The 23628-nt window shown below is 61.1% G+C and carries 30 protein-coding genes; 23 read left to right on the forward strand and 7 right to left on the reverse strand.

Translation table 11 applies throughout. The features are described 5' to 3' along the window. The first annotated feature begins 26 nt into the window (after positions 1 to 26). The 8 genes from ACIQLI_RS05295 (at position 27) to ACIQLI_RS05330 (ending at position 7807) form a co-directional block, all read left to right on the forward strand. Positions 27 to 479, forward strand: coding sequence for an NUDIX hydrolase (locus ACIQLI_RS05295; RefSeq protein WP_400385708.1), 453 nt, complete (start codon positions 27 to 29; stop codon positions 477 to 479). 217 nt (positions 480 to 696) lie between these two features. Further along, positions 697 to 1875 (forward strand): ribosome small subunit-dependent GTPase A, encoded by a 1179-nt coding sequence (gene rsgA / locus ACIQLI_RS05300; protein WP_400385711.1) that lies wholly within the window; start codon positions 697 to 699, stop codon positions 1873 to 1875. 154 nt (positions 1876 to 2029) lie between these two features. Next, on the forward strand, positions 2030 to 3124 hold the full coding sequence (locus ACIQLI_RS05305; protein ID WP_400385714.1) for an ABC transporter ATP-binding protein: 1095 nt from the start codon (positions 2030 to 2032) through the stop codon (positions 3122 to 3124). After that, positions 3124 to 3864: an ABC transporter permease gene (locus tag ACIQLI_RS05310; protein ID WP_400385717.1), complete on the forward strand. Its 741-nt coding sequence runs from the start codon at positions 3124 to 3126 to the stop codon at positions 3862 to 3864. Before ACIQLI_RS05305 ends, ACIQLI_RS05310 begins: the two co-directional genes overlap by 1 nt. Then, positions 3861 to 4604 (forward strand): ABC transporter permease, encoded by a 744-nt coding sequence (locus tag ACIQLI_RS05315; protein ID WP_400385720.1) that lies wholly within the window; start codon positions 3861 to 3863, stop codon positions 4602 to 4604. Before ACIQLI_RS05310 ends, ACIQLI_RS05315 begins: the two co-directional genes overlap by 4 nt. Next, on the forward strand, positions 4601 to 5557 hold the full coding sequence (locus ACIQLI_RS05320; protein ID WP_354230678.1) for an ABC transporter substrate-binding protein: 957 nt from the start codon (positions 4601 to 4603) through the stop codon (positions 5555 to 5557). The genes ACIQLI_RS05315 and ACIQLI_RS05320 overlap by 4 nt, the downstream gene beginning before the upstream one ends. Positions 5558 to 5677: 120 nt before the next feature. Further along, entirely contained in the window at positions 5678 to 6898 is a 1221-nt protein-coding gene (locus ACIQLI_RS05325; RefSeq protein WP_026546228.1) for a pyridoxal phosphate-dependent aminotransferase, read from the forward strand. A gap of 54 nt (positions 6899 to 6952) precedes the next feature. Beyond that, on the forward strand, positions 6953 to 7807 hold the full coding sequence (locus ACIQLI_RS05330; RefSeq protein WP_400385724.1) for a polyphosphate kinase 2 family protein: 855 nt from the start codon (positions 6953 to 6955) through the stop codon (positions 7805 to 7807). 42 nt (positions 7808 to 7849) lie between these two features. On the opposite strand, the gene ACIQLI_RS05335 is transcribed toward ACIQLI_RS05330, so the two are convergent. Next, positions 7850 to 8101, reverse strand: a complete 252-nt coding sequence (locus tag ACIQLI_RS05335; protein ID WP_400385727.1) for an exodeoxyribonuclease VII small subunit — start codon at positions 8099 to 8101, stop codon at positions 7850 to 7852. Positions 8102 to 8142: 41 nt separating this feature from the next. Continuing rightward, positions 8143 to 9420, reverse strand: coding sequence for an exodeoxyribonuclease VII large subunit (gene xseA / locus ACIQLI_RS05340; RefSeq protein WP_400385730.1), 1278 nt, complete (start codon positions 9418 to 9420; stop codon positions 8143 to 8145). A gap of 179 nt (positions 9421 to 9599) precedes the next feature. Here xseA and ACIQLI_RS05345 point away from each other — a divergent pair, with 179 nt between their 5' ends. Together ACIQLI_RS05345 and ACIQLI_RS05350 are read left to right on the forward strand one after the other, a co-directional pair. After that, positions 9600 to 10463, forward strand: a complete 864-nt coding sequence (locus ACIQLI_RS05345) for a hypothetical protein (RefSeq protein ID WP_400385824.1) — start codon at positions 9600 to 9602, stop codon at positions 10461 to 10463. A gap of 24 nt (positions 10464 to 10487) precedes the next feature. After that, entirely contained in the window at positions 10488 to 11573 is a 1086-nt protein-coding gene (locus ACIQLI_RS05350) for a 4-hydroxy-3-methylbut-2-enyl diphosphate reductase (protein ID WP_311212832.1), read from the forward strand. A gap of 83 nt (positions 11574 to 11656) precedes the next feature. On the opposite strand, the gene ACIQLI_RS05355 is transcribed toward ACIQLI_RS05350, so the two are convergent. Further along, entirely contained in the window at positions 11657 to 12886 is a 1230-nt protein-coding gene (locus ACIQLI_RS05355; protein ID WP_400385733.1) for a DNA recombination protein RmuC, read from the reverse strand. A gap of 111 nt (positions 12887 to 12997) precedes the next feature. On the opposite strand from ACIQLI_RS05355, the gene ychF reads away from it, so the two are divergent. Next, a complete protein-coding gene (gene ychF, locus ACIQLI_RS05360) occupies positions 12998 to 14083 on the forward strand; it encodes a redox-regulated ATPase YchF (RefSeq protein ID WP_089597521.1) in 1086 nt (361 codons plus the stop codon). Positions 14084 to 14114: 31 nt separating this feature from the next. Here the strand turns inward: ychF and ACIQLI_RS05365 are convergent, their stop codons facing one another. Then, positions 14115 to 14894, reverse strand: a complete 780-nt coding sequence (locus tag ACIQLI_RS05365; protein ID WP_400385827.1) for a tyrosine-type recombinase/integrase — start codon at positions 14892 to 14894, stop codon at positions 14115 to 14117. A gap of 301 nt (positions 14895 to 15195) precedes the next feature. Then, positions 15196 to 15777: a helix-turn-helix domain-containing protein gene (locus tag ACIQLI_RS05370; protein ID WP_400385736.1), complete on the reverse strand. Its 582-nt coding sequence runs from the start codon at positions 15775 to 15777 to the stop codon at positions 15196 to 15198. A 78-nt stretch (positions 15778 to 15855) separates the two neighbouring features. Here ACIQLI_RS05370 and ACIQLI_RS05375 point away from each other — a divergent pair, with 78 nt between their 5' ends. The 9 genes from ACIQLI_RS05375 to ACIQLI_RS05415 all read left to right on the forward strand — a co-directional run bounded on the left by ACIQLI_RS05375 (position 15856) and on the right by ACIQLI_RS05415 (position 20521). Then, entirely contained in the window at positions 15856 to 16038 is a 183-nt protein-coding gene (locus tag ACIQLI_RS05375; RefSeq protein WP_400385739.1) for a helix-turn-helix domain-containing protein, read from the forward strand. Next, complete coding sequence (locus tag ACIQLI_RS05380; RefSeq protein WP_400385741.1) at positions 16035 to 16184, forward strand: hypothetical protein; 150 nt, start codon at positions 16035 to 16037, stop codon at positions 16182 to 16184. The genes ACIQLI_RS05375 and ACIQLI_RS05380 overlap by 4 nt, the downstream gene beginning before the upstream one ends. Before the next feature lie 171 nt (positions 16185 to 16355). Then, the gene (locus ACIQLI_RS05385; RefSeq protein WP_400385743.1) at positions 16356 to 16700 is read left to right on the forward strand and encodes a hypothetical protein; all 345 of its coding nucleotides are present in this window, start codon (positions 16356 to 16358) and stop codon (positions 16698 to 16700) included. A gap of 29 nt (positions 16701 to 16729) precedes the next feature. Then, a complete protein-coding gene (locus tag ACIQLI_RS05390) occupies positions 16730 to 17458 on the forward strand; it encodes a hypothetical protein (RefSeq protein WP_400385746.1) in 729 nt (242 codons plus the stop codon). Continuing rightward, positions 17455 to 17646, forward strand: coding sequence for a hypothetical protein (locus tag ACIQLI_RS05395; protein ID WP_400385748.1), 192 nt, complete (start codon positions 17455 to 17457; stop codon positions 17644 to 17646). Before ACIQLI_RS05390 ends, ACIQLI_RS05395 begins: the two co-directional genes overlap by 4 nt. A 407-nt stretch (positions 17647 to 18053) precedes the next feature. Continuing rightward, entirely contained in the window at positions 18054 to 18221 is a 168-nt protein-coding gene (locus ACIQLI_RS05400; protein WP_400385752.1) for a hypothetical protein, read from the forward strand. 4 nt (positions 18222 to 18225) lie between these two features. Then, on the forward strand, positions 18226 to 19116 hold the full coding sequence (locus ACIQLI_RS05405) for a hypothetical protein (RefSeq protein ID WP_400385754.1): 891 nt from the start codon (positions 18226 to 18228) through the stop codon (positions 19114 to 19116). A gap of 320 nt (positions 19117 to 19436) precedes the next feature. Beyond that, complete coding sequence (locus ACIQLI_RS05410; protein ID WP_400385757.1) at positions 19437 to 20210, forward strand: hypothetical protein; 774 nt, start codon at positions 19437 to 19439, stop codon at positions 20208 to 20210. Between the two features lie 53 nt (positions 20211 to 20263). Then, positions 20264 to 20521, forward strand: coding sequence for a hypothetical protein (locus tag ACIQLI_RS05415; protein ID WP_400385760.1), 258 nt, complete (start codon positions 20264 to 20266; stop codon positions 20519 to 20521). 733 nt (positions 20522 to 21254) lie between these two features. On the opposite strand, the gene ACIQLI_RS05420 is transcribed toward ACIQLI_RS05415, so the two are convergent. After that, positions 21255 to 21887, reverse strand: coding sequence for a DUF3800 domain-containing protein (locus ACIQLI_RS05420; protein ID WP_400385763.1), 633 nt, complete (start codon positions 21885 to 21887; stop codon positions 21255 to 21257). 164 nt (positions 21888 to 22051) lie between these two features. Between ACIQLI_RS05420 and ACIQLI_RS05425 the strand changes: the two genes are divergently transcribed. The 3 genes from ACIQLI_RS05425 to ACIQLI_RS05435 are packed head-to-tail and all read left to right on the forward strand — an operon-like array spanning position 22052 to position 23041. Then, positions 22052 to 22609, forward strand: coding sequence for a hypothetical protein (locus tag ACIQLI_RS05425; protein ID WP_400385765.1), 558 nt, complete (start codon positions 22052 to 22054; stop codon positions 22607 to 22609). A gap of 1 nt (position 22610) precedes the next feature. Then, positions 22611 to 22808 (forward strand): hypothetical protein, encoded by a 198-nt coding sequence (locus ACIQLI_RS05430; RefSeq protein ID WP_400385768.1) that lies wholly within the window; start codon positions 22611 to 22613, stop codon positions 22806 to 22808. 50 nt (positions 22809 to 22858) lie between these two features. Then, a complete protein-coding gene (locus ACIQLI_RS05435; RefSeq protein ID WP_400385771.1) occupies positions 22859 to 23041 on the forward strand; it encodes a hypothetical protein in 183 nt (60 codons plus the stop codon). Between the two features lie 23 nt (positions 23042 to 23064). Here the strand turns inward: ACIQLI_RS05435 and ACIQLI_RS05440 are convergent, their stop codons facing one another. Then, positions 23065 to 23355, reverse strand: a complete 291-nt coding sequence (locus ACIQLI_RS05440) for a helix-turn-helix domain-containing protein (RefSeq protein WP_400385774.1) — start codon at positions 23353 to 23355, stop codon at positions 23065 to 23067. Positions 23356 to 23628 lie beyond the last annotated feature (273 nt).

Genomic DNA, 23628 nt, shown 5'->3' on the forward strand with positions numbered 1-23628 from the left:
CTGGTCCAAGGAATTATGCTGGCTCCATGACCCTGCAGTTTGATACCCGCCCAGCCGCGTACGCCGTCATTGTCCGGGACGGGAAGATCCTGCTGGCCTATTGGAAGCAGGACGGCAAGGAAGGGTGGACGCTGCCAGGCGGAGGCCTGGACCTCGCCGAACACCCGGTGGACGGCTGCAGGCGGGAGGTTTTCGAGGAAACCGGCTACCAAGCGCGCATTGACCGCATGCTGGGGATCGACGTCGGCCACTGGCCCGGAGATATCCGCCCGGACGGTTCGGTGAAGGACTTCCAGGCGCTGCGCCTGGTTTACGAAGCCTCGGTGGTGGGCGGCGAACTGACACACGAGGTAGATGGAAGCACCACCCATGCTGCATGGATTCCCTTGGAGGACGTCCAAAAACTCAACCGGGTGTCCTTGGTTGATACGGCGCTGCGCCTCCATCGGGAGCGCCCGGCAGACGGGAAACCCAGCTAAAACCGCGAAGGGCTAGCCAAATCGCCGGTCCTTGGTTACCCTGAACAACGTTGCCGGCTTTTCAGTTGCCGGCCTTGATGCCGAGGAGGTGGATTTGATGATTGCAGAGATCTTGCGCGCCCCGCACTCAGCTGCGGCGCGCCGTCATCAGCCCATCATTCCTGTCCCGGCATCAGCCTGCCAGAGCTAGGCGGCCGGGCCTCACCAGAGGCTTCCCTTGAATTCCTTCGCTTCTTCAAGCAACCCTTCCATTAGTTCCACCCTGAAACTCCGTGGCCCCGTGGAGTACGGCTTCACCGAGGCAACAGCTGAACTCTTCCATGCCAACTCAATACCCCACTCCCAGGAGTCTGCCCGCCCGGGACGGGTGGTCCGCCTTGACCGGAACCGTGTCTTGGTAGCTTCAGCCGATGGGATGCTCCATCTGCCCTATCCTTCCCATTCTTCAGACGGGGTGGTCCCGGCTACCGGTGACTGGGTATGGCTTGGCCATAACAACGCAGGCGAGCCCGCCGTCGTCGAGGTTTTGCCGCGTCGTTCCGCGCTCAGCCGCAAACGTGCCTTCGAGGCCTCCTCCGAGGAGCAGATCCTGGGCAGCAACATCGATATCGTCGCGGTGGTGGTGCCAGTGGACCGCCCACTGACCCACAACCGTCTGGAGCGGACCTTGGTTGCCGCCTGGGACTCCGGTGCCACACCGCTGGTGGTCATCACCAAAGCGGATCTGGCAGACCTGGCCGACGACGTCGTGGGGGAAGTCATCCTTCAGGCAGCGGGCGTGGAGGTCGTTACCACCTCGGCGGAACACGGCGACGGACTCGACGAACTCATGCAGCACATCCCCACAGGGGCCACCCTTGTCCTCTTGGGCCCTTCCGGTGCGGGGAAATCAACGCTCATCAATGCGCTCGCGGGACGTCAGGTGCAGCAGACGGGCGAGGTCCGGGCCGGAGACGGCAAAGGCAAGCACACCACTACATCGCGGGAACTGGTGCCCCTGGCCGGCGGCGCGGTACTGATGGACACTCCGGGAGTCCGCGGGTTTGGCCTGTTCGACGCCGAAGACGGCATGGAGGAAATGTTCGGTGACCTGGAGGAGCTTTTCACCCGATGCCGCTTCGCAGATTGCGCCCACCAGGCCGAACCGGGATGTGCGGTCCAGAAGGCGCTCACGGAAGAAGCACTCGATCCCCGGCGGTGGGCCAGCTATCTGAAACTCCAACGTGAGCTGGCTGCCCTGGCCAGGAAACATGACGCCGCAGCCCGCCGCGCCTACCAGCGCGAGTGGCACCAAAAGGTGGTGTCGGCGGAAAGGGGCCAACGCGCGGCGGAACGATACAAGCACGACCAAGCTGAGGAGCGGGCCGGGAAAGGCAACAAACGACGGAAACGCTGAACATTGCCGATTCATTACGGAAAACGTGGCGGCGCTGACATCGCCCGCAGTGCTGGCTAGGCTGGGTGAAGATTGCTTTGCAGCCAAGTAATAAGAGTGCATATGATCGTGTGGCTCTACCGATGTTCTCGACCACAGATAGGTAAGCCCGGGTATGGCCGAAGCCATGATTGAGTTCCAGAGCGTCACCAAGCAATACCAGGGCGGGCAGCCGGCGGTGGACGCCCTCAGCATGTCCATCGACAAAGGCTCCATCACGGTGTTCGTTGGGCCTTCGGGCTGCGGCAAGACCACATCCCTGCGCATGATCAACCGGATGGTGGAGCCCACCAGCGGGACCATCACCGTGGCAGGCAAGGACGTTTCGCAGGTTCCTGCTCCGGAGCTCCGTCGCTCCATGGGCTACGTCATGCAGTCATCGGGCCTCCTGCCGCACCGCTCTGTCCTGGACAACATCGCCACCGTTCCGCGCCTCAACGGTGTTTCCAAGGCCGATGCGCGGAAGCGCGCAGTAGAACTCCTCGACGTCGTCGGATTGGCTTCTGTCCTCGGCAAGCGGTATCCGTCGCAACTCTCAGGTGGTCAGCAGCAGCGCGTCGGGGTGGCCCGGGCGCTCGCTGCTGATCCGCCCGTCCTGCTGATGGACGAACCCTTCAGCGCGGTGGATCCGGTGGTCCGTGACGAGCTGCAGCAGGAACTCCTGCGCCTCCAGCGGGAACTGGCCAAGACCATTGTTTTCGTTACGCACGACATCGACGAAGCAACAGTCCTGGGCGACAAGGTTGCGGTCTTCGCCGTTGGCGGGAAACTGGCCCAGTACGCTGCCCCGGAAGAAATCCTCAGGGCACCGGCCAACGACTTCGTGGCCTCCTTCGTGGGACGCGACCGCGGATTCAGGCACCTGGCTTTCAACGCAGCGGATGCCGTAACCCTGCACCCGGTCACCATGGTCAGTCCTTCCGACGGTCACCACGCGGGCCGGGCATCGGGGGAGTGGGCCTTGGTGGTCGACGCCGACTCCCGCCCGCTGGGATGGTCCTCGCCGCGCGATGGTGCAGGTTTGATCCCGGGTGGATCGCTGTTCCGCAAGGGAGACACCCTGCGCCGCGCCTTGGACGCGGCGTTGTCGTCGCCGTCGGGTCTTGGTGTGGCAGTGGACGACGACGGCCGCGTGGCCGGAGTCTTAAAGGCGCCGGAGGTCCTGGCACTCATTGAAGAAGTCCGCCACCACAGGGAGGACGCCACCTGATGGAGTGGTTCCTCAACAACAGTGGCATGGTCCTGGGCCTGGCGGGCCAGCACATGGTGCTAGCCATCATTCCCATGATCCTGGGACTGCTGATTTCCATCCCGCTGGCCCAGCTGGCCAGGCGAAACAGCAAGCTCAGGTCAGTAGTGACCACGGCCACCTCGTTGCTGTACACCATTCCGTCGCTGGCACTTTTCATCATTCTCCCCACCATCCTTGGCACCAGGATTCTGGATCCGCTGAACGTCGTGGTCGCGTTGACCATCTATGCGGTGGCGCTGCTGGTCCGCGCAGCCATTGATGCATTCGATTCCGTGGACGACGATCTCCGGAACGCGGCCGTGGCCATGGGGTTCAAGCCCCTGGCCCGTTTCTTCCAGGTGGACCTGCCCTTGTCCTTGCCCGTGTTGTTCGCAGGCTTGCGGGTGGTCTCAGTCAGCAACATTTCTTTGGTCAGCGTCGCGGCGCTCCTTGGGGTGGGGAACCTGGGAGTCCTGTTCACTGACGGACTGCAGCGTACCTTCATCACCGTTGTGGTGGTGGGCATTATCGCCATTCTTATCCTGGCTTTGCTGATGGACGCGGTCCTGGTGGTTCTTGAGCGGCTTCTGACTCCGTGGACGCGTGCTGCAGGCGGAAAGACTCCACGGCAGGACGGAACTGCGCTTCTTACCGAACCCAAGTCCGGGTCAGCCACTCACCACGCGGCTCTTCGCCCGGATCCGGGGGCCTCCGCATGAACATCTTCGCCGAGACCATTGCCTGGCTGACGAGCCCCAAAAACTGGACCGGAAGCGGTGGCATTCCCACCCGCTTGATGGAACATCTGCAATACAGCGGACTCGTTCTCCTGATCGCCGCGGCCATCGCAGTACCCATTGGTCTTTACATCGGGCACACCGGCCGTGGCAGGGTGGTCGCGGTCGCCGTGGCCGGTGCGCTGCGGGCACTCCCGACCCTTGGGTTGCTGGTGCTGTTCGCCTTGCTCGCAGGCAGCGGTTTGATGCCGCCCGTCTGGGCTCTGGTCATCCTCACGGTGCCGCCATTGTTGGCCGGTACGTACGCCGGGATCTCCAGCGTCGATTCCACCGTGGTAGATGCTGCCCGTGCCATGGGCATGACCGAACTTCAGATCCTCTTCCGGGTGGAAGTACCCAACGGACTGCAGGTGATGTTTGGGGGCATCCGGACCGCGGTCCTGCAGGTCATCGCCACCGTCTCTGTGGTGGCCTACCTGCCTCTGGGCGGGCTGGGACGATACCTGTTCGATGGCCTCGTCCTGCAGGACTTCCCCCGGATGCTGGGTGGTTCCCTGCTCATTGCCGCGCTGGCCATCGCCGTGGACCTGATCCTGGCCGGGGTTCAGCGGCTCGTCATCTCACCAGGCCTGACCCTCGACTCAAGCGGCCGCCAGAAGGCGTCCGACGATCTCACAGCCACAGCTCCCGCCGGGGCTGCCGTTCAAGGAGGTACACCATGAAGAACCCCGTCCCCATGACCCTTACACGCCGTGGTCTCGGCGGCCTCGCAGCCGGATTGGGTGTGGCCCTCGCGTTGAGCGCGTGTGGCGGAAGCCCCTTGGCCACCCCATCCACCTCGGCACCCGGCGGATCCGCTGCCGGTGGCTCGCTGGTTGTCGGTTCGGCCGACTTCCCCGAGAGCCAGGTCATTGCCGAGATCTACGTTGGCGCCCTCAACGCGGCAGGACTCACTGCCACGTCCAAGCCCAACATCGGCTCCCGTGAGATCTACTTCAAGGCAGTCCAGGACGGCTCCGTCGACCTCGTACCGGACTACTCCGGCAACCTCCTGTCCTACGTGGACACCGAGGCCAAGGAAGTTTCCGCAGAGGACGTTTACAAGGCCCTCCCGGGCAAACTTCCGGATGGCCTCGCTGTCCTGGAAGCGGCAAAGGCAGAGTCCAAGGACGCCATGGTGGTGACCAAAGCCACCGCAGAGAAGTACCAGCTGAAGTCCATCGAGGACCTGGCCAAGGTCTGCAAGGACTTCACTATGGCAGCACCGGCCACCTTTGAGACGCGCGCCTATGGCTTCCCGGGGCTTAAAGCCAACTACGGCTGCGAGCTCAAAGGCCTCCAGCCGTTCAGCGACGGCGGTGGGAACCTGACTCTGCAGGCCCTTCTGGAGGACAAGGTCCAGGTAGCCGACATCTACACCACCACGCCGTCCATCGCAGATAACGACCTCGTGGTCCTCGAAGACCCCAAGAACAACTTCAAGGCCCAGCAGGTCTTGCCGTTGGTCAAGGAGGCCAAGATGACGGACAAGGCCAAGGAAGCGCTTAACAACGTCTCGAAGATCCTGACCACGGATGACCTCATCAACCTGAACCGTGCGGTCAGCGGTGACCAGAAGCAGGCACCCAAGGACGCAGCAGCCGCTTGGCTGAAGGACAAGGGCATCGTCAAGTAACGCCTGATCAAAGCCGCGAACGACGGCGGTGACGGACCCGCGGGGGACCGTCACCGCCGTCGTCGTTTCTGTGAGTTAAGTCTCAGCTGAAGTCCATCACCTGTGTGGCATATTTGAGGGATGGCGAAATTCAAGCAGTCCACCAAGCTTCATAATGTCCTTTACGACATCCGTGGGCCGATTCTTCAGGCCGCCCAGCAGATGGAGGCAGAGGGTCACAGGATCCTCAAACTGAATATCGGAAACCCGGCCCCCTTCGGTTTTGAAGCGCCCGACGCCATTTTGGTGGACATGATCCGCCACCTGCCCAACGCGCAGGGCTACAGCGATTCCCGCGGTATTTTTTCGGCCCGGACCGCTGTATCGCAGTACTACCAGACCCGTGGTATCCAAAACATCCACGTCGATGACATCTACCTCGGAAACGGTGTCAGCGAGCTCATCACCATGTCCCTTATGGCCCTCCTGGAAGACGGCGATGAGGTCCTGATCCCCACCCCGGACTATCCACTGTGGACGGCTTCGGTTGCCCTGGCCGGCGGCCGCCCGGTGCACTACCTGTGTGATGAAGACTCTGGCTGGCAGCCCGATCTTGAGGACATGGAAGCCAAGATCACTCCGCGCACCAAGGGCATTGTGGTGATCAATCCCAACAACCCCACCGGTGCTGTTTACCCCGAGGAGACTCTCAAGAAGATCGTGGCCCTCGCTGAAAAGCACGGCTTGGTGCTCTTTGCCGACGAGATCTACGAGAAAATCCTCTACGAGGACGCCGTCCACATCAACCTCGCCGGGCTCACCGGCGACGACGTCCTGTGCCTGACGTTCAGCGGCTTGTCCAAGGCTTACCGCGTCTGTGGTTACCGCGCGGGCTGGATGGCCATCTCGGGGCCCAAGAAGGATGCCGCCGACTACCTTGAAGGCATCAACCTGCTGGCCAATATGCGTTTGTGCGCCAACGTTCCGGCACAGCATGCCATCCAGACTGCCCTCGGTGGGTACCAGAGCATCAACGACCTCATCCTGCCCGGCGGCAGGCTCCTGGAGCAGCGCAACAAGGCATACGACCTGTTGAACGCCATTCCCGGAGTCAGCACCCAACAAGCCAGGGGAGCGCTGTATCTGTTCCCCAAGCTGGACCCTGAGGTTTATCACATCCGTGACGACGAAAAGTTTGTCCTCGATTTGTTGAAGGAACAGAAAATCCTGGTTTCCCATGGCCGGGCCTTCAACTGGGTGCGCCCGGACCACTTCCGCATGGTTACCCTGCCCAACGTCAAAGACATTGAAGAGGCCATTGGCCGCATGGCGGACTTCCTGTCGAGGTACCCGGGCAACTAGCCTGAGGTCCATGGCCGTGCCACGAGGGTGCGGCCCTGCGGAAAGGCACACCCGATGGCTGTTGCAGTTGAATTCGCCCAGAGTCCCGCTGAGGTACTGAGGGTCGGGTCCGGGTTCAGGCTGGCCAGCGTGGACCCGGATTCAACCCCCGGGTACCCGGGCGCGAAAGCTGACGGCAAGGCGTTGCTGGAGGCTCAGGACGCACGGATGGCAGAACTGCAGGAGAAGCTCTTCGCCCAAGGCCGGTTCGGCAGCCCGAAGAGGCTCCTGCTGATCCTGCAGGCGATGGACACTGCCGGTAAGGGCGGCATTGTCAGCCATGTGGTGGGCGCCATGGACCCTCAAGGTGTTCAACTGCATGCTTTCAAGGCCCCCACGGATGAGGAAAAGTCGCACGACTTCCTCTGGCGGATCGAGAAACAATCTCCCGCTGCCGGAATGGTGGGGGTTTTTGACCGCTCACACTACGAGGACGTCCTGATCCATCGTGTGCATGGTTGGGCGGACGCCTCGGAGTTGGAACGCCGTTACGCAGCCATCAACGACTTCGAAGCCCGCCTGGCAGACCAGGGCACCACCATCGTCAAAGTCATGCTCAACATCAGCAAGGACGAACAGAAGGAACGGCTTGTCGCCCGCTTGGACGACCCCAGCAAACACTGGAAGTACAGCAGCGGGGACCTTGCCGAACGTGCGTTTTGGGACGACTACATGGACGCCTACGGTGTTGCTTTCGAGAAAACGTCAACAGATACAGCACCTTGGCACGTGGTTCCGGCCAACAAGAAGTGGTATGCGCGCATCGCCGTGCAACAGCTGCTGCTGGATGCCCTTCAAAGCCTCCAGTTGGACTGGCCCAAGGCCGACTTCGACGTCGCTGCGGAACGCGCTCTGGTGGTGGCTTCCTAGGAATCCGCTCCGGGGGCTGCTCGGTACGGTGCTGCTTGGGCGTTACTGGGGGGCAGTACCGGTGTCGTTGCTTGCGTCCCGGGCTGTGGCCAGGCGTTTGCGGGCGCCCTCCAGCCAGTCCTCGCAACGTTTGGCCAGTGCTTCGCCCCGCTCCCAGAGGGCCAGGGATTCTTCCAGGCTGGCACCCCCTGCCTCCAAGCGGCTAACGACGCCCATGAGTTGCTCACGGGCTTCCTCGTAACTCAAGGAGTCGAGGGATTCCGGTGAAGATGCGGATGAGTTGTTCTCGGTCATGATGTCCTTTGTGTTCAGTAATGACGTTGGTGACCGATTCATCAACGGTCCACGATGTGTCCTTGGCCTGTGGAAATTGCCCTGAAGCGACCTTCGGCTACTCGAATCGCCAGTGCGGTTCCGTCCGGGGCTTCCTCCGGGCTGCTCACCACAGTGTGCCCGGCCTGGTCCTCGCCAACAATCTGGACTACGGCGTAGCCACGGTCCAGTGTTTTTTGCGGAGACAGGGCCCTGACCTGTGCGCGCAAGTGGTGGACCTGGTCCAAGGCCCGGACGACGGCCGTGTTGACTGCCGAATGGGAGCGCCGTTGCAGGCGGTGGATGTCATCCGCCCGGGCGTCCACCATGGAAGCCGGCGTCGCCAGGACCGGCCGTGACCTTAAGGCATGGAGACGGTCCGTCTCCCGGTCAACCATCCTGCCGATGCTTCGGCGGAGGTGGTCCCTGGCCTGACGGACCATGGCCAGTTCCTCCGCAACGTCAGGAACAATCCGCTTGGCGGCGTCGGTGGGCGTTGACGCGCGAAGGTCCGCCACGTCGTCAAGGATGGGTCGGTCGGCCTCATGCCCGATCGCACTGACAACCGGAGTGGTGGCCGCTGATACGGCCCTAATGAGGTCCTCGTTGCTGAACGGGAGGAGGTCTTCCAACGCACCACCGCCGCGTGCCAGGACAATGACATCTACTTGGGGGTCGGCATCGAGCTTCTTCAATGCTGCGATGATCTGCGAGACGGCGGTGTTGCCTTGGACAGCGACTTCGCGGACGTCGAACTCAACCGCCGGCCACCGCAGCGCAGCATTGCGCAGGACGTCCTTTTTAGCGTCCGAGTCCCGGCCGGTGATGAGTCCGATGCGGTGGGGGAGCAGCGGCAGCTTGCGTTTCCGGGAGTCGGCGAACAAGCCTTCGGCTGCCAAGGCCTGCCGAAGCCTCTCGATCCTGGCCAGCAAGTCGCCCAGGCCCACAGGACGGATGTCCTTGACGGACATGTTCAACCGTCCTGTTTTGACCCAGAAGTCCGCTTTGACCAAGGCAACAACGCGGGAACCGCGTTCGAGCGGGATCTTCTGGCGGTCCAGAACTGTGGACCACACCGATGCGGGCAGGGAAATTTCGGCGTCAACATCACGCAGGGTCAGAAATGCGTTGCCACCCCGGCGGTTCAACTCAATGACCTGCCCCTCAATCCACGCAGCGGGTGCCCGCTCGATGTGCGCTTTGAGCTTGCGGGACAAAAGTTGCAGCGGCCAGGGGTTATCCGGGCTTGTTTCGGCCGCTGTCCCGGGCAAAGTGGATTCCGGAGTCGCTTCAGCGGACATGGGCAGTCCGTACCTGTTCCGGTCTCCGTGTCTCTTGCTGCATGATGTGTCCTCGCTCCGGGATGCGGCTGTGGTTGCCGGCCGCTTTCCAACTCTATCCATAGCTTCCCAGCCCGCCCGGACATTTTTCCTATCATGTGGACAGTCCTAGGATGGTGGCACAGCCGACGACCCTGAGGATGACCTTGCGTACTTTCGTTTCAGCACTGGGAGTGATCCTCGCCGTTTTGCTGGCAGGCGTCGCTGTCCCCGCGGCCTGGGTGGACCAGAACATCGTTAAGGAAGAGGGTTTCGTCCGGATCGCGGGCTCGTTGGGTAGCGATCCCGAATTCCAGAGCCGCTTGGCTGCGGCCGCAGCGGGAACCTTTGAGTCCTCCGTGGATCTGCCCGGCCCTGTCCAGTCCTTGGCGGCCGACGCGCTCCGGAACGCGGCCACGGGAATGCAGTCGTGGAGTGACTATCCGCAAGCCTGGGAGGAAACCGTACGGAACAGCCACAGGCTGAACTTCGGGACGGCCACTCCGGCGGAGGAGTCGGCGGCGTCCACGGCACTGGTCTTGGATATAGGGCCACTTGTGCGGCTGATCCGCGATCATTTTGCCGAGGCGACGCGGATCAGGCTCGATGTCCCTGCGGAGAGCCTTGTCTCCCTGGGAGAGCCTTCCCACCGGCAACTCGTAGAACGCGTGGCAGCCTTTGCGCCGTTGTGGTGGATCGCCGCTGCCGGTGCGCTCGTGTCGGCACTTCTGGCCTTGGCGGCAGCACGACGACGGTCACTGGCCCTGGTTTTCCTCGGCCTCGGGGGATTGGCGCTGGCAGCCCTCTGGACGGCCGGGGCAGATCTCGCTGGTGGAATGATCGGGAGTCTTGCCAGCGCCAACGGCGTGGCAGAACTGTTCAAGAACGAGTTCCTCACCACGGCCCGCAACGGTTTTGGCCAGTGGGTGTGGATCGCAGCCGTGGTGTCCGGGGCTGTCCTGGTGGTGGGCGTCATAGCGGCAACGGTCTCAGGGCGACGAGGGTCACGTTCGGCCCGAAGCTAAAGGCCGGGCCGGTAGCATGGAGGCATGACCAGCACAGCAGTTTCCATTCCTATGCCCACGGTGCCGCGCAGACGGCGATCTCCGGAAGAGGTACAGGCAGCGGCACCCGTCACGGGTCCCAAGAAGGTTCTGCTGGCGGCGCCGCGCGGCTATTGCGCCGGAGTGGACAGGGCGGTCATTGCTGTAGAAAAAGCCCTGGAGCACTACGGTCCTCCGGTCTACGTGCGGAAACAGATCGTCCACAACGTCCACGTGGTCAGCTCCCTGGAGGAACAAGGAGCCATTTTCGTCGAGGAAACAGATGAGGTCCCTGAGGGTGCCTTGGTCATTTTCTCCGCCCACGGTGTATCCCCGGCCGTTGTCCAGTCCGCTGAAGACCGCGGCCTCCGTACCATCGACGCCACCTGCCCGCTGGTCACCAAAGTTCACAAGGAAGCTGTGCGCTTCGCCAAGGATGACTACGACATCCTCCTGATCGGTCACGAAGGCCACGAGGAAGTCGAAGGAACCGCCGGTGAGGCACCGGATCACATCCAGATCATCAACGGCCCGCACGAGGTGGACAAGGTCACCGTGCGCGACCCCGAGAAGACGATCTGGCTGTCCCAAACGACACTAAGCGTGGACGAAACCATGGAGACGGTCCGTCTCCTCAAGGACCGGTTCCCGACCCTCCAAGACCCGCCCAGCGATGACATTTGCTACGCCACCACCAACCGCCAGGTGGCCATCAAGAAGATTGCTCCCCAGGCTGACCTCGTGATCGTGGTGGGCTCAGCCAATTCGTCCAACTCCGTGCGCCTGGTTGAGGTTGCCCTGGAGTACGGCGCCAAGAGCTCATACCGCGTGGACTTCGCCAACGAAGTGGACGAATCCTGGTTCGAGGGCGTCGCAACGGTCGGTGTGACCTCGGGTGCCTCTGTACCGGAAGTACTCGTCAAGGACGTCCTGCGGCTGCTGGCTGACTATGGCTACGGCGAAGTGCAGGAAATCGTGACGGCAGAGGAAGACCTCCTCTTCTCACTTCCCAAGGAGCTGCGGGCCACGTTGAAGAAGGCAGGCGACGTCACGCGTGCCCTCGGTGGCCGCGGAAACCGGACCACGTCCTAACCCTCCGCTCCACAGCAGGAACTCAAAGAAACCGGCCCGCAGCATCGCCTTCCACAGGGAAGGCGGTGCTGCGGGCCAGTTCGTTATGCCGCGGACTCTTCGGCCTCCTCAGCCAGAAGCTCAGGGGCTGCCAAAGCACGGGGGACTGCCTCAACGGACATCGGCGCGGCAAGGCCGGCATCGTCCATGGTGTTGAGCTTGCGGGCGGTCGGCAGGACCCGGGCTTCCAGAGTGCCTACCATCGCGTTGTAGCGGTCCACGGACGTCTTCAGGGAGCTGCCCAGCTTGCCAACGTTCTCCCCGAGTGTGCCCATACGCTCGTAAAGCTGCTTGGCCAGCTCGAACAGCTCGTGGGCGCTGTCCGTGAGGACATCCTGGCGCCAGGTGAAGGCCACCGACTTCAGGACTGCCAGCAGGGTGCCCGGCGACGCCAGCACCACATTGCGGGACAGGGCGTATTCCAACAGCGCGGGATCTGCCTCGAGAGCTGACGCCAGGATGGACTCAGCAGGGAGGAAACAGATCACCAGCTCGGGGGAGTTCCCGGGAATGTCCCAGTACTTCTTGCCCGCCAAAGCATCAATGTGGGCTTTCAACGCTTTGGCGTGCTGGGCCAGCAACGTCTTTGAATCATGGTTGGTGGCGGGTGCTACCGACTCTCCAAAAGCACCGTCTCCGTGCAGTTGTTCCTGCGCTGCGAGGTAGGAGGCGAGCGGGACCTTGGCATCCACCACCAATTGCTTGCCACCCGGCAATTGGACTACGAGGTCCGGCCGAAGCGTGTTCTCGGTCCGGCCTGAATGCACCTGCTCATGGAAGTCCACATGCCTGAGCATCCCTGAAGCCTCCACGACCCTGCGGAGCTGTACTTCGCCCCACTGCCCGCGTGCACTGTTGGAGCGCAGGGCCGAGGCCAAGGCGTGTGTTGACCGCAGGAGCTGCTCGTCGGACAACCGGGCATCCTGCAGTTGTTGGGCAAGTTGGCCGTATTGCTCCACCCGGTCACGTTCCAGCAGCGAGACTTGTTGCTGCACTGCTGTCAGCTTCTCCGCAACCGGACCCAACGCCCGTAGAACACTGCCGTCCGAGTTCCTTGAAGCCGACAACTCGCGGTTCTGCGTGAACAGAAGCCGCCGCTCGGCATCGGCTGCTGCCAGCTGCGCGGTCACCTCCGAGAGGCGCGCCGAAACGGCGTCGAAGTCTTCCTCCAAGCCTGCGCCCCGGCGTCGAAAGACAACGTAGCCCGCTGCCAGGCCTATGGCAGCGCCGATCAACAGCATGAGCAGGGCCAAAACCAATCCAAATCCATCCATGCAGCAACCCTGTCACAGGGGTACGACAGTTTTAGCGAGGCCACTGCGGTGAGCGCGCATCGCGGGCAGCAACACGCAAGGACAACGTTCCAACGGGTAGAATCAATGCTCGTGGCTCTTACTATTGGCATCGTCGGACTGCCCAACGTCGGCAAATCAACTCTTTTCAACGCACTGACCCGCAACCAGGTGCTCGCAGCGAACTATCCGTTCGCGACGATCGAACCCAACGTCGGAGTCGTGAACCTTCCGGATCCCCGTCTGGCAAAGCTGGCTGAGATCTTCGGGTCCCAGAAGTTGCTGCCCGCCCCGGTGTCCTTCGTGGACATCGCCGGCATCGTGAAGGGTGCCTCCGAGGGCGAAGGCCTGGGTAACAAGTTCCTGGCAAATATCCGCGAGGCCGAAGCCATTGCCCAGGTTGTCCGCGTGTTCGATGACCCCGATGTCATCCACGTTGATGGCAAGGTTGATCCGGGCTCCGACATGGAGACCATCAACACGGAGCTGATCCTGGCAGATCTCCAGACCATCGAGAACGCCATTCCGCGCATCGAAAAAGAAGTCAAGATCAAGAAGCGCGAAGCTGCCGAGCTTGCAGCCATCAAGGCGGCCCAGGCTGTGCTGGAACGCGGCGACACCATCTTCTCCTCGATCAAGAGCGACAAGCTGGAGATGGGGCACCTCAAGGAGCTGGGCCTTCTCACCGCCAAGCCGTTCATCTACGTCTTCAACGCGGATGAAGGCATCCTCGGTGATCCTGCCAAGCAGGACGAGCTTCGTGCCCTGGTTGCCCCTGCTGATGCAATTTTCCTTGACGCCAAGCTGGAATCAGACCTCGTGGAACTGGACGAGGAAGAGGCCCGCGAAATGCTGGAAATGAACGGCCAGTCCGAATCCGGCCTGGACCAGTTGGCCCGCGTTGGGTTCCACACTCTCGGCTTGCAGACCTACCTTACGGCCGGTCCCAAGGAAACCCGTGCGTGGACCATCCGTCAGGGTGATACGGCGCCGCAGGCAGCCGGCGTGATCCACTCCGACTTCCAGCGTGGCTTCATCAAGGCCGAGGTTGTCTCCTTCGACGACCTCATCGATGCCGGTTCCATGGCCGAGGCAAAGTCCCGCGGCAAAGTCCGGATCGAAGGCAAAGAGTATGTGATGGCCGACGGCGACGTGGTGGAGTTCCGCTTCAACGTGTGATTTGAGCCGTTTTCCCGCCTGTTTGCTGGGTTCAAGCTTGTTGAGTCCGCAGGGAGTCCGCAGAAATGCCGAGAGCGTCATCCATCATGGCGCCGGCAGCGGTCCTGGTGCGGTCCTCAGCGGTCGGCCAGAGGTGGGCGTAAGTGTTCAGCGTCGTGGTTGCCTTTGAATGACCCAAGGCCCGCTGAACCGTAACGACATCGCAGCCAGCAGCAATCAACCCTGACGCGTAAAAGTGCCGCAGGTCATGGAGCTTCACAGCTTCAAGGCCTGCGGCCTTTACTGTTTTGCGCCACCAATAGCCCACCGTGTTCTGATGGGGCGGGAGGCCTCCGTCACCAAGGAACAGCCATTGCTGAGGGCTATGCACGCCGATCTGCTCTACATGGCGGGCAAGCATCTGGACCAGCCCATCGGGAATGTGTACCAGGCGTTCGGATCCGTATTTTGGGGGAGTAATGAGAACCTCGCCTCCGCCGGCGCGCTGGATCTGTCGTTCAACCTTCAGCGTCCGTCGCAAGAAGTCGATGTCTGTTAGCTGTACCGCCGCTGCTTCGCCGAGGCGGAGGCCCGCGAAGCCACACATTGCTACGAACGACTGGAACCAGGGCTCCGCGGCCTCTAGCAGCCTCCCGACGTCGCCCGGAGAAGGGATGCTCATGGCGTGCTCTGCTTTGCGCGCCCGGGGGAGTGTGACACCGTCGGCTGGATCGGTAGCCAGCATCCTGTCATTGCGGGCGCCCCGCAGCACTGACCGCACATTGTTGAACCGCGTCTTTACCGTCCCCGGCGCCAAGCCATCTACGGTCATCTTCTTCACCCACGCCTCAACGTGTGAACGCTTCAGATTTCGGAACTCTACATCGGCGAATGTGCATGAACGAACCGCCAGACTCATAGCCTTCGCGGTGCCAGCGGCCCACAGCTGCCTCGTTGACCAGTCGGCAAAGAATGAGGCGAGTGTGACCCGGCCAGACTTTGGATCCACATAGGATCCTGAAACGACCGCTGTTGTAACGCCGTCGAGCCAGCGCTGGGCATCAATCTTTCGTTGGAAATGCTTGGCGTGCTCCTTGCCAGCATCATCGCGGTACCTTGCCCGCCATGCTCCGTCAGACCTCTTCTTGATACTCGCCATGGGATTCCTCGCTCAACTCGCCATGCACCTGATCGACAACGTCATGAGCAGAAACCGTCTGGATGAGACTCGCGTTCGAAAGTGTCTTTTCCATCGTTTCGCTCACGTGTGCCTTGCCGCCGGCCATCGCGATGGAAACTGTAAGTTCTGCTTCGAGGACTTGCAGGGCTCGAAGTGTGCCCTCAAAATTTGTCACTGCTTTTCGCAGATCCGTGACGTTATTGGAATGGTCATCCATTAGGATCCGGAGACGCGCCCAAGCGTCGGAAACTGCCTGGGGGTCCAGCAGATCGTCCACGCGCCGATCAAACAGGCTTGCAATGGCAATAGCCTCATCCAGCCGTACCGTCCTGGTGCCCTCTTCGGTGCGGGAAACAGCCACTTGGCTGTATTTCGGCCACCCGGCCTCCTGCATCAGGCGGGCGACCTCAGATTGGGACCAACCCCGATATTCCCGGAATCGGCGCATATTTGCCCCAAACACACTGGGCACTTCGCTAGCTCTACTAGATACATCCATGTAGAGATACTCCCACAGGAATGTTGCACTTTCCAAGCAGTCCGCCTAAAGTCACTCATGTAGGTAAACCCCTACAGGATTGTTTAGGAGGAAGCTGTGGAAGAAGTGAAAGCAATGAAATTGCTCACAGTGGACGAAGTCGCGGAGATGCTCAGGAAGACTCCTGACCAAGTCCGGTGGCTCCGCTACAGCGGGAAGGGCCCTCGTCACGCCAAGTTGGGCGGCCGGCTCATGTACCGAGAGCAGGACGTTATCGACTGGGTCAACGCGGCATTTGATGAGCAGGTACCAGCATGAGTGAGTGCTACACGAAGTCAGATCTCGCTGCCGCTTGGGCTTCGGGCTACTGGAACGGAACCAGCCACGATGGTCCGCTGAATGACGATGCAGTCGCGGCCAAGAATCCTTATTACAACAGCGCTGACGCGGAGGCCGCCGAATGAGTGGCTGCAACTGCGAATGGCTCGGCGAGTGCTCATGTGAAGGGCCGCCAGTGCCGACGCTGACCCCAGCAAAGGCTTGCAAGATCAGCCTGAAAACAGAGAAAGGCCGTGACGCCTCGCCAAAGTCCGTCACGGCCGATGAATCAACCAACAGCTAGCTAGGAGATTCTCTTGCCACACCATACCAACTGGCCAGCCACAGTGCGAGAGCTTGGAGAAATTGCCGAGGTCGAAGGGAAGACCCTTTCGGACCTCTTCCAGGAACTTCTGGAGGAACTGGGTCCGCCGCCGATGCCGCCTGCAGGGTTCACGCCGGATCGTCATTCTGACGTTCGATGGCTCGGACCAGAGGTCATGCATGAACGGTGGATCATCACACCCGTCTGGAACGCAGCCACGGACACCCGATCAGTCGACGTCTGGCTGGCAGACCACACCCCGCCGAATTATGCCCAGCTATCGGCCCAAGACGCCCTGGACCTGGTTGCCGCCCTCGCGGCCGCAGCCAGGGACTAAGGCCAGGAGAGGAAACGGGAAGCCAACGAATGGGAGCCTCGAACGTCGCCAAAGTATTCACCAACTGGCGGCATCTCAGCCACCGGGAAGCTCGCGCCCTGACGTACATGGCTCTCATCTCCCTTGACGCTGACAACCCGCCAGTGTTCTTCGGAGGCTGGGAAGCGGTGGCCGCCGCTCTTGGGCTTGATTGTCAGGGAAAACGTGCCAGTGCTGAAAGGGCAACCATGCAGGTCTTCGCAGCGCTTCGGGAGGCTGGCGCGATTGTTTCCAGCGGTCAGGCACGGATGAAGGTTAGGGCGGAATACGCCATCTCCCTAGACCCGGCGTTCACGTTCCTCCCGGCCGACAGCGGTATAGGCGGTGGAGGACGTGGCGTTTCATGGTCCCAAATCCCTCGCGATACTCTCCGGAACCCTCGCGAATCAGAGGACAGCCTGAACGAAACATTCAGGCAGGTGCCTGAATGGAATGTTCAGGCGGAGGTGAACGAAACATTCAGGCAGGTGCCTGAACAAAACGTTCGGAAGAGCCTGAACGAAACGTACATGCCTATGAGTACTGAGGAACCACTGGGAGGAATACCAGAGGAAAAACATGGAGGAGTACAAATCACCAATCAAAAGCACCTCACCACTGCGCGCACGAAAGAACAGCGCGAATTGATTGGAAGGTCTGCAATCGAGGATCAACGCTCCAAGCAACTCGCGGACCTGGAACGGCTCTTCCCAGACATCACAGGACGGAAAGTCTCATGAGCGACAACCGCCCGCACATCCGGGCTCGCAAATACGCCTGGAAAGACAAAGCCGGCAACGAAACCCCCGGCATCTCCCTCTGGGGCCGCAACCTCGCCGCTCACCTCACCTACGACGAAGCACGACGCCTCGCCGACAAACTCCACGACCTCGTTGACGCAAACAACCCCACGACCGAAAGCGAATGACCAACATGCCAACCGAAGCCCCCGAGGCGCCCGTCATCCACTGCGACGCGAACAACATCACCGTGCGATGCCCCTACTGCGGGGCCAAACACAAACACCCCGCATCCTCATTCGCCCGGCAAGGAAGAACCCGACGCGCACCAGGATGCGGCACAACCCTCAGCCCGACTCAGCGAACAACCGGCTACTGGATCACCACCACCGACTCACGAAAGAAGACCGGCAATGCCGCAGAAGCACGATAAGGGCCAACAGAAACGCAAGCGCCGTGACCGACTGGCACAAGAGCTAGCAAACCAGCAAGAAAGCCCCCTCTCGCTGGCAATACGGCTCGTTGACCAAGGCATCTGCACCGACCACATCCTGGGCAACCTGAAACGCCGACCCATCTTCGAAAGCGAACGCCGATGAGACACGACGACGAGTTCTACGAGCAGATCAACGACGACGCAGAAGACACCCTAAACGGGGTCGAACAGACCGCAGACGACATTGTCAGCGAAGCCCTCAACCTCCCCGCCAACAGCACACCGATCATCAAGAAGCCCGCACGCCTCAAAGTCCAGGAGGACTAAAACCATGTTCACCAACCTCACCCGCAGCATCTCCACCAAAGCAGCCACCATCAACGCTGACATCCGTGCCGACGAAGTCCAGAACTGGATGAAGACGATGACAGCCATGGGCGTGGAGCTCGGCCACCTGTCACCCGTTGATGGCTACATGGCAAAGGCGGCAACACTCGAGCAGTACGCACGCCGGTACAAGGAAGCCAACGGACTGGACGAAGCTGCGGCAGCCCAGACACTCGCCGCCGAGCCTTGCAGCTACGAGGCAGCAGCAGCCCTTGTAACCACAACAGCGCTCGCAAACACTGACGACTACCTGGAAGACGCTCTAGACACCTTCGCCGAAGCCGTCAGAATCAACCACGTCCACGCCTTCCGCGTCTTCCGCAACCGCTCGGACGACACCGTAGAGGCTCTGCAAACAGTCCTCACCAACACGGCCAACCGGATCCAAGAGTCCGCAGAAAGTATCCCCGCCGCCACCAAGGACATCGCAGAAGCCACACGCGCCGGAGTAGGTGAAGCATGGGTGCAGCTTGAGCGGGACCTGAACACCCTGGATGCAATCGCCAGCCTCATAGCAGAGTGGTACTCCTACGGAGCGCTCAAGAACGACGGCCGCCGCAACATCAATGAGTACTCCCTGAACGAACTCATGTACGAAGACTCTCACCAGATCTCCATCAATCAGAACCCCGCAACCGCAGCGGGCATGGCAATGATGCTCTCGCGGGCACGCGCCGTAGTTCTTGCCCGGCCAAAGATCCACACCCCAGCCGAGGCCGACGCCAAACACCGCGGCGCCCCCAACAGTGCACAGCTCGACGCATTCGAAACGGCACAAGACAAGGTCCACGCGGAAGTGGCAAAGGAACTAGGAACAACCGCCCGCCGGCGCTGAGCAATTGCCCGGGTGGCGGGGGACCCCTCCCCCCGGGCCCGCTCTTCTGCCGTAGAGGCGCTGTAACTTTCTCCTTGTACGGTTCCCCACGTTTCAGGGGTACGGCCGGAGCCGCCAGATTTCCGCCTTCAGAAGCCCGGAAAAGCCCTGGATTAGCCAGACATTCCAGACATAAGGAAACGGCCACAGCGGGGCACCCGCAGGGATATCCGTTACAACCACCACTAACCAGACCTTCGCAATGCGGCTCCGTGCCGCGTGTTCCTGCTCTTCGAAGCAGAGTGATTGCGATTCCTTCCAACAAGCAGAGGAACGAAACCATGGGACAGATTGACGACCTCAACGGAAGCTCACTGCCGGATATTCTTCGGCGCCTGCGAGCCCTGGAGTTCGCATCGAACCAGCACAACATGTCCATCACCCGCGGCAACCTCAGATTGGCGGGCGGAGGGTCCATCATCGTAGAGAACGGCGGCCTTGACGTCACAGGAACCGCGACCATCTCAGGCACCCTCGTTGCTTCGGGTGACATCGACATGTCGGGTTCCTTCACCGCGTCAGGAGATGTGAACCTCAACGGGCCTACCGAGATCACCGGCGTCACGTCCATAGCCGGCGATACCACCGTGACGGGTGACTTCACAGTTGCAGGGCCAACCCACCTCAACGGCACGACGGACATTGCAGGGGACACAACGGTGACGGGCGACTTCGATGTCAACGGACCCATGAAGACCACGGGGACATTGGACGTGCAAGGCGCTACAACGCTCAGGAGCGACCTGACGGTTACCACGGGTGGGCGTATCAAGGCCGGGGACACCGAGATCCATCCGGGAGGGAACATCCAGTTCGGCCCTGACCTGCAAATCACACCAGACAACGGCACGGGTAGCGCGGCAATACAGAATGGCGCATCCGAGATAGTCCTGACTCCTGAGAACGCGGACTATTGGGCCCAGTTCACCGGCGGCGCCTACTTCCAAGGAAAGGTCAGGGCGGCCGCGCTACGGCTCGCATCGCTTCCCACAACAAGCGCCCCCGCAAACCTGTTCATAGACACGGACGGCACAGTTAAGCGCTCCCTGGCGTAACCGGCTTGAATGAACGTACCCGCAGATACATTCAACGAAAGGACACATGCAGAATGGTCAAGATCATGTACAACGGAGCAACGATCGATTGCCCCGACTTCACCGACTACGCCGAAACGAAAGAAACCATCGCCAGGTTGGCAGAAGAGGGCAAGTATGACTGGTTCGAGTACACAGCCAGCAACGCCAACGTCAGTCTCCTGATCGGCCCAGGGATTCCGTTTGCCATCGTGGACGACTCACCGGGCCGCATCTCCCCGACGCTCACTGACAAAAACCTCAGTGCCTTTATCCGGGGGGAAGACGTCTAGGGCGCAATCGGGGGCGGCGTCCAGCGACGGCACCGCCCCCTGCGCGGCTTTTTTGGTTTCTAGCTGGGCCAAAGGGTTGACTGGAGCGAGGCACCCGCAATGACGAAGCCCCCCACGACGATGCAAGCCCAAGATCCTGGCCCTGTCCAACTCCTAGCTACCTTGAGATAATGCAGGGTCGCCAGCAGGCCTCCGAGTGCCACAAGGAGGGCGCCGAAAAAGTTCCCCCACGAAGGTGACCAGTATCCGTTGGGTAGAAACGCCATAAAGCCAGTGACGAGCCCTGCCAGGGCGATGGCAGCGGTGTGCTGAAGGGCTTTCGCGACGGACGGTGGTTCTTGCTGTTCTGGCTTGTTCACCCGGTTACTGTACCGGCACTTAGACGGCGGGTCAGCGAACAGTCCAGCTCACACAGGCCTTCGCGCATCGCCACTCTTTCCCCCGGCTTCCCAGAACCGGCTCAATCTGCGGGCGCATGCGGACGTCGCCACCGCATTTGGGGCACTGGTCCGGGATCTCTTCTTGTGTAGTCATGCGACGAGCATATCCGGGCAAATACGGACACGGCACTGTGGATAAGGTGGTTACAACCTGTGGATAAGTCCGGTTGAAATGTGGGTAAAGCGCGTGCAATGATTAGTGCACAGAGACCCGCCGACTGAATAGTCTCCGTATGGTGCGCGTGCTTCTTCCTGAAGATAGGTCGGTGGGTCGCCCTTTTCTTGGGTCTTTGTCAGCGAAAATTCCAGTACGACCCATGCGGCTGGTATGACCGCGGCCTGATCAGACGAAGGTGCTTCGGATCAGCTTTCTTGTGGGTTCGTTCCCCACGCTGAATTGCACCAGCAACCATGTCAGCAAGCTGAATGCCAACGTTCTGTTTTGAATCAGCCCACTCAACTTTTGCGATGGTGCCTGGACTGGCACGGTTGGCCATCGCCATCAAATATGCATGGTCAGTGATCCCAAAGGCCTTGGTGTCCTGGCCGTCGATGACTACCTTGGCGCCGTGAATGGTCCCAAACCCATGGCTGAGCAACTGGCGGATTGCAAAGCTCTTCAGGGCAGCGGGGTTGTTCCGGAGATGCCCGCTGTAGATCTGGGACTTGTCCATGACTATGGTCCGGATGTTGTAGCGGATGTCGGCAGTGCAATTGAAGAAGCAATCCTTCACGCGCTCCTTGGTCTTGGCATACTTGAACTCGGTCTTCAGGCCGTTGTGCTGTGCGCAGGATTCCATGCACTGCTTGAGGCGAAGGATCTCTGATGGGTCCTTGAAGACGCAGGCTGCCATGACGAGATGGCTGCTGGAACCTGACTCGAACTTGAAGCCACCGTCGCCCGAGTCATCGATGAAAATATGCACCTCCCCATTTTGCCGCAAGCCCCCGACATTATTAGGCCACCCGATGAGGCCATCCGAAGTGAACCCATCCCGGCACGCCCTCAGTGACCACCGCTGGCTACACGTATGATCCCCAAGTGAACATTATTTGTGGGGATGCATTGGGCGTCACATGCGGTACATGGGTGGCCTTCTGGAACGGCGCACTGGGGGCCTTCGTCGGAGCCCTTGTGGCCCTGGTTGTTGTTCTCCTAACCGGCGCCATGCAGCGCCGGCAAACCCGAGAGTCCCGCGAAATCGAAGCAATCGCTGGCTTCATATCCGCCATGGGCAGAGCTTATGAAGAAATAAGGGCGAACGATCATTCAAAGCCCCGGGAGTTAATGATTACGCTACTCGCCTCGACGGTGAGGCTGAGACTCGCAAGCCCTGGTGCCTCTAAGATTGCGGCGGCCGTGGAAGCATGGCCAAGCGCGATAGAGCTCCTGGCGGCCGATGAGCTAACGGCCCAACGGCGGGAGGTCTATCTTGGCGTTAACGTCCGGATGCTGATCTCGGATGCCTACGCCAAGGCACTGAATGTGGTTCCAGCCTGGCAGTCAGGAAACGCCGCCAAGAAGCGGAAATGCCTGGAGGAATTGAAAGACATGACCCAAGTGCTAGTAGAGAGTGCGGAAACAGCCGAGCAGGCCATCAGGGATAGCGCCCGGTCCAGCCGAGAACATTCCACGGCAGAGGCGTAGGATGCCTGTCCCGAAACTGGCCCTGACGTTCGAGGAAGCCGCGGAAGCCAGCGGGTACAGCGTCCGCACGCTCAAGTATCAGGTGGCTCAGGGCAACCTCGTGGCGCGCTACGCGAACTCCAAGGGAGTTATCCGTGTGGAAGACCTGGCCAAGTGGTTGGATGAGTTGCCCGCCGAACCACCGGCCGGCCGCGCATGAGCCCCGGCGCCACCTTCCGTACCCCTGAAGAGGTAGCACCCGAGTTGGGCATGACAAAGACTGAGCTACGCCGCTACTGCCGCGAGTCTGGACACTGCACACGACTCAGCAAGAACCGCATAATGCTGCATGCCGACGACGTCGCCAACATCATTGCCTGGGTCCGGGCAAAGCGGGCCAAGAAGGACGAGTGGTGGACCGCAGACGAAACGGACAAGGATCCATTCGCATGACCTCGCGTTTCAAACGCGACCTGTCATGGGCGCACGTCAGAGGGCAGCGAGTTCAGCCAGGCATCCAGCTCGGCGGCCAGGATGACGGGTTTGCTCCCGATGTACTTCACGGCGAGCTCACCGCGCTCCACAAGCCGCTGAAGAGTGCGGACCGACACACCCACAGCGTTAGCCGCCTCCGGATATGTGAAAGCGAGCTTAGTGGCGTGGCATGAGCAGCAGTCATTACGTCCTGGCATGGCGCCAAGTCTCGCAGCCAGTCCGCAAAAAGTCCGCAAGATGTCCGCGAGCAGGTCCACTCGGACAAAATCCATCGACGCCAGAACCGCGTGTTTACAAGCTTTGCCGTGTTGCACAGCACTGGACAGGTATATAAGGTACGTTCCGCTTCAACGTCTAAGGTCATGAGCCGCGACATGAATCCCCGATCCACGGGTGGCCGCCGCCAGCACTCTTCAGGCACAGAAGAAGTAGCTGGCTGGGCCTTCCGTGGGAGCTCCGCGATAGGCACTCCCCTGCCAGCGGTGACTACATTGCCTCCAGCGCATTGGTGGTTCTGGTCATATTTGTGGCGGTATTCCCTGCGC

The sequence above is a fragment of the Paenarthrobacter sp. NPDC091669 genome (assembly GCF_044756725.1).
GTDB lineage: Bacteria > Actinomycetota > Actinomycetes > Actinomycetales > Micrococcaceae > Arthrobacter > Arthrobacter bambusae_C.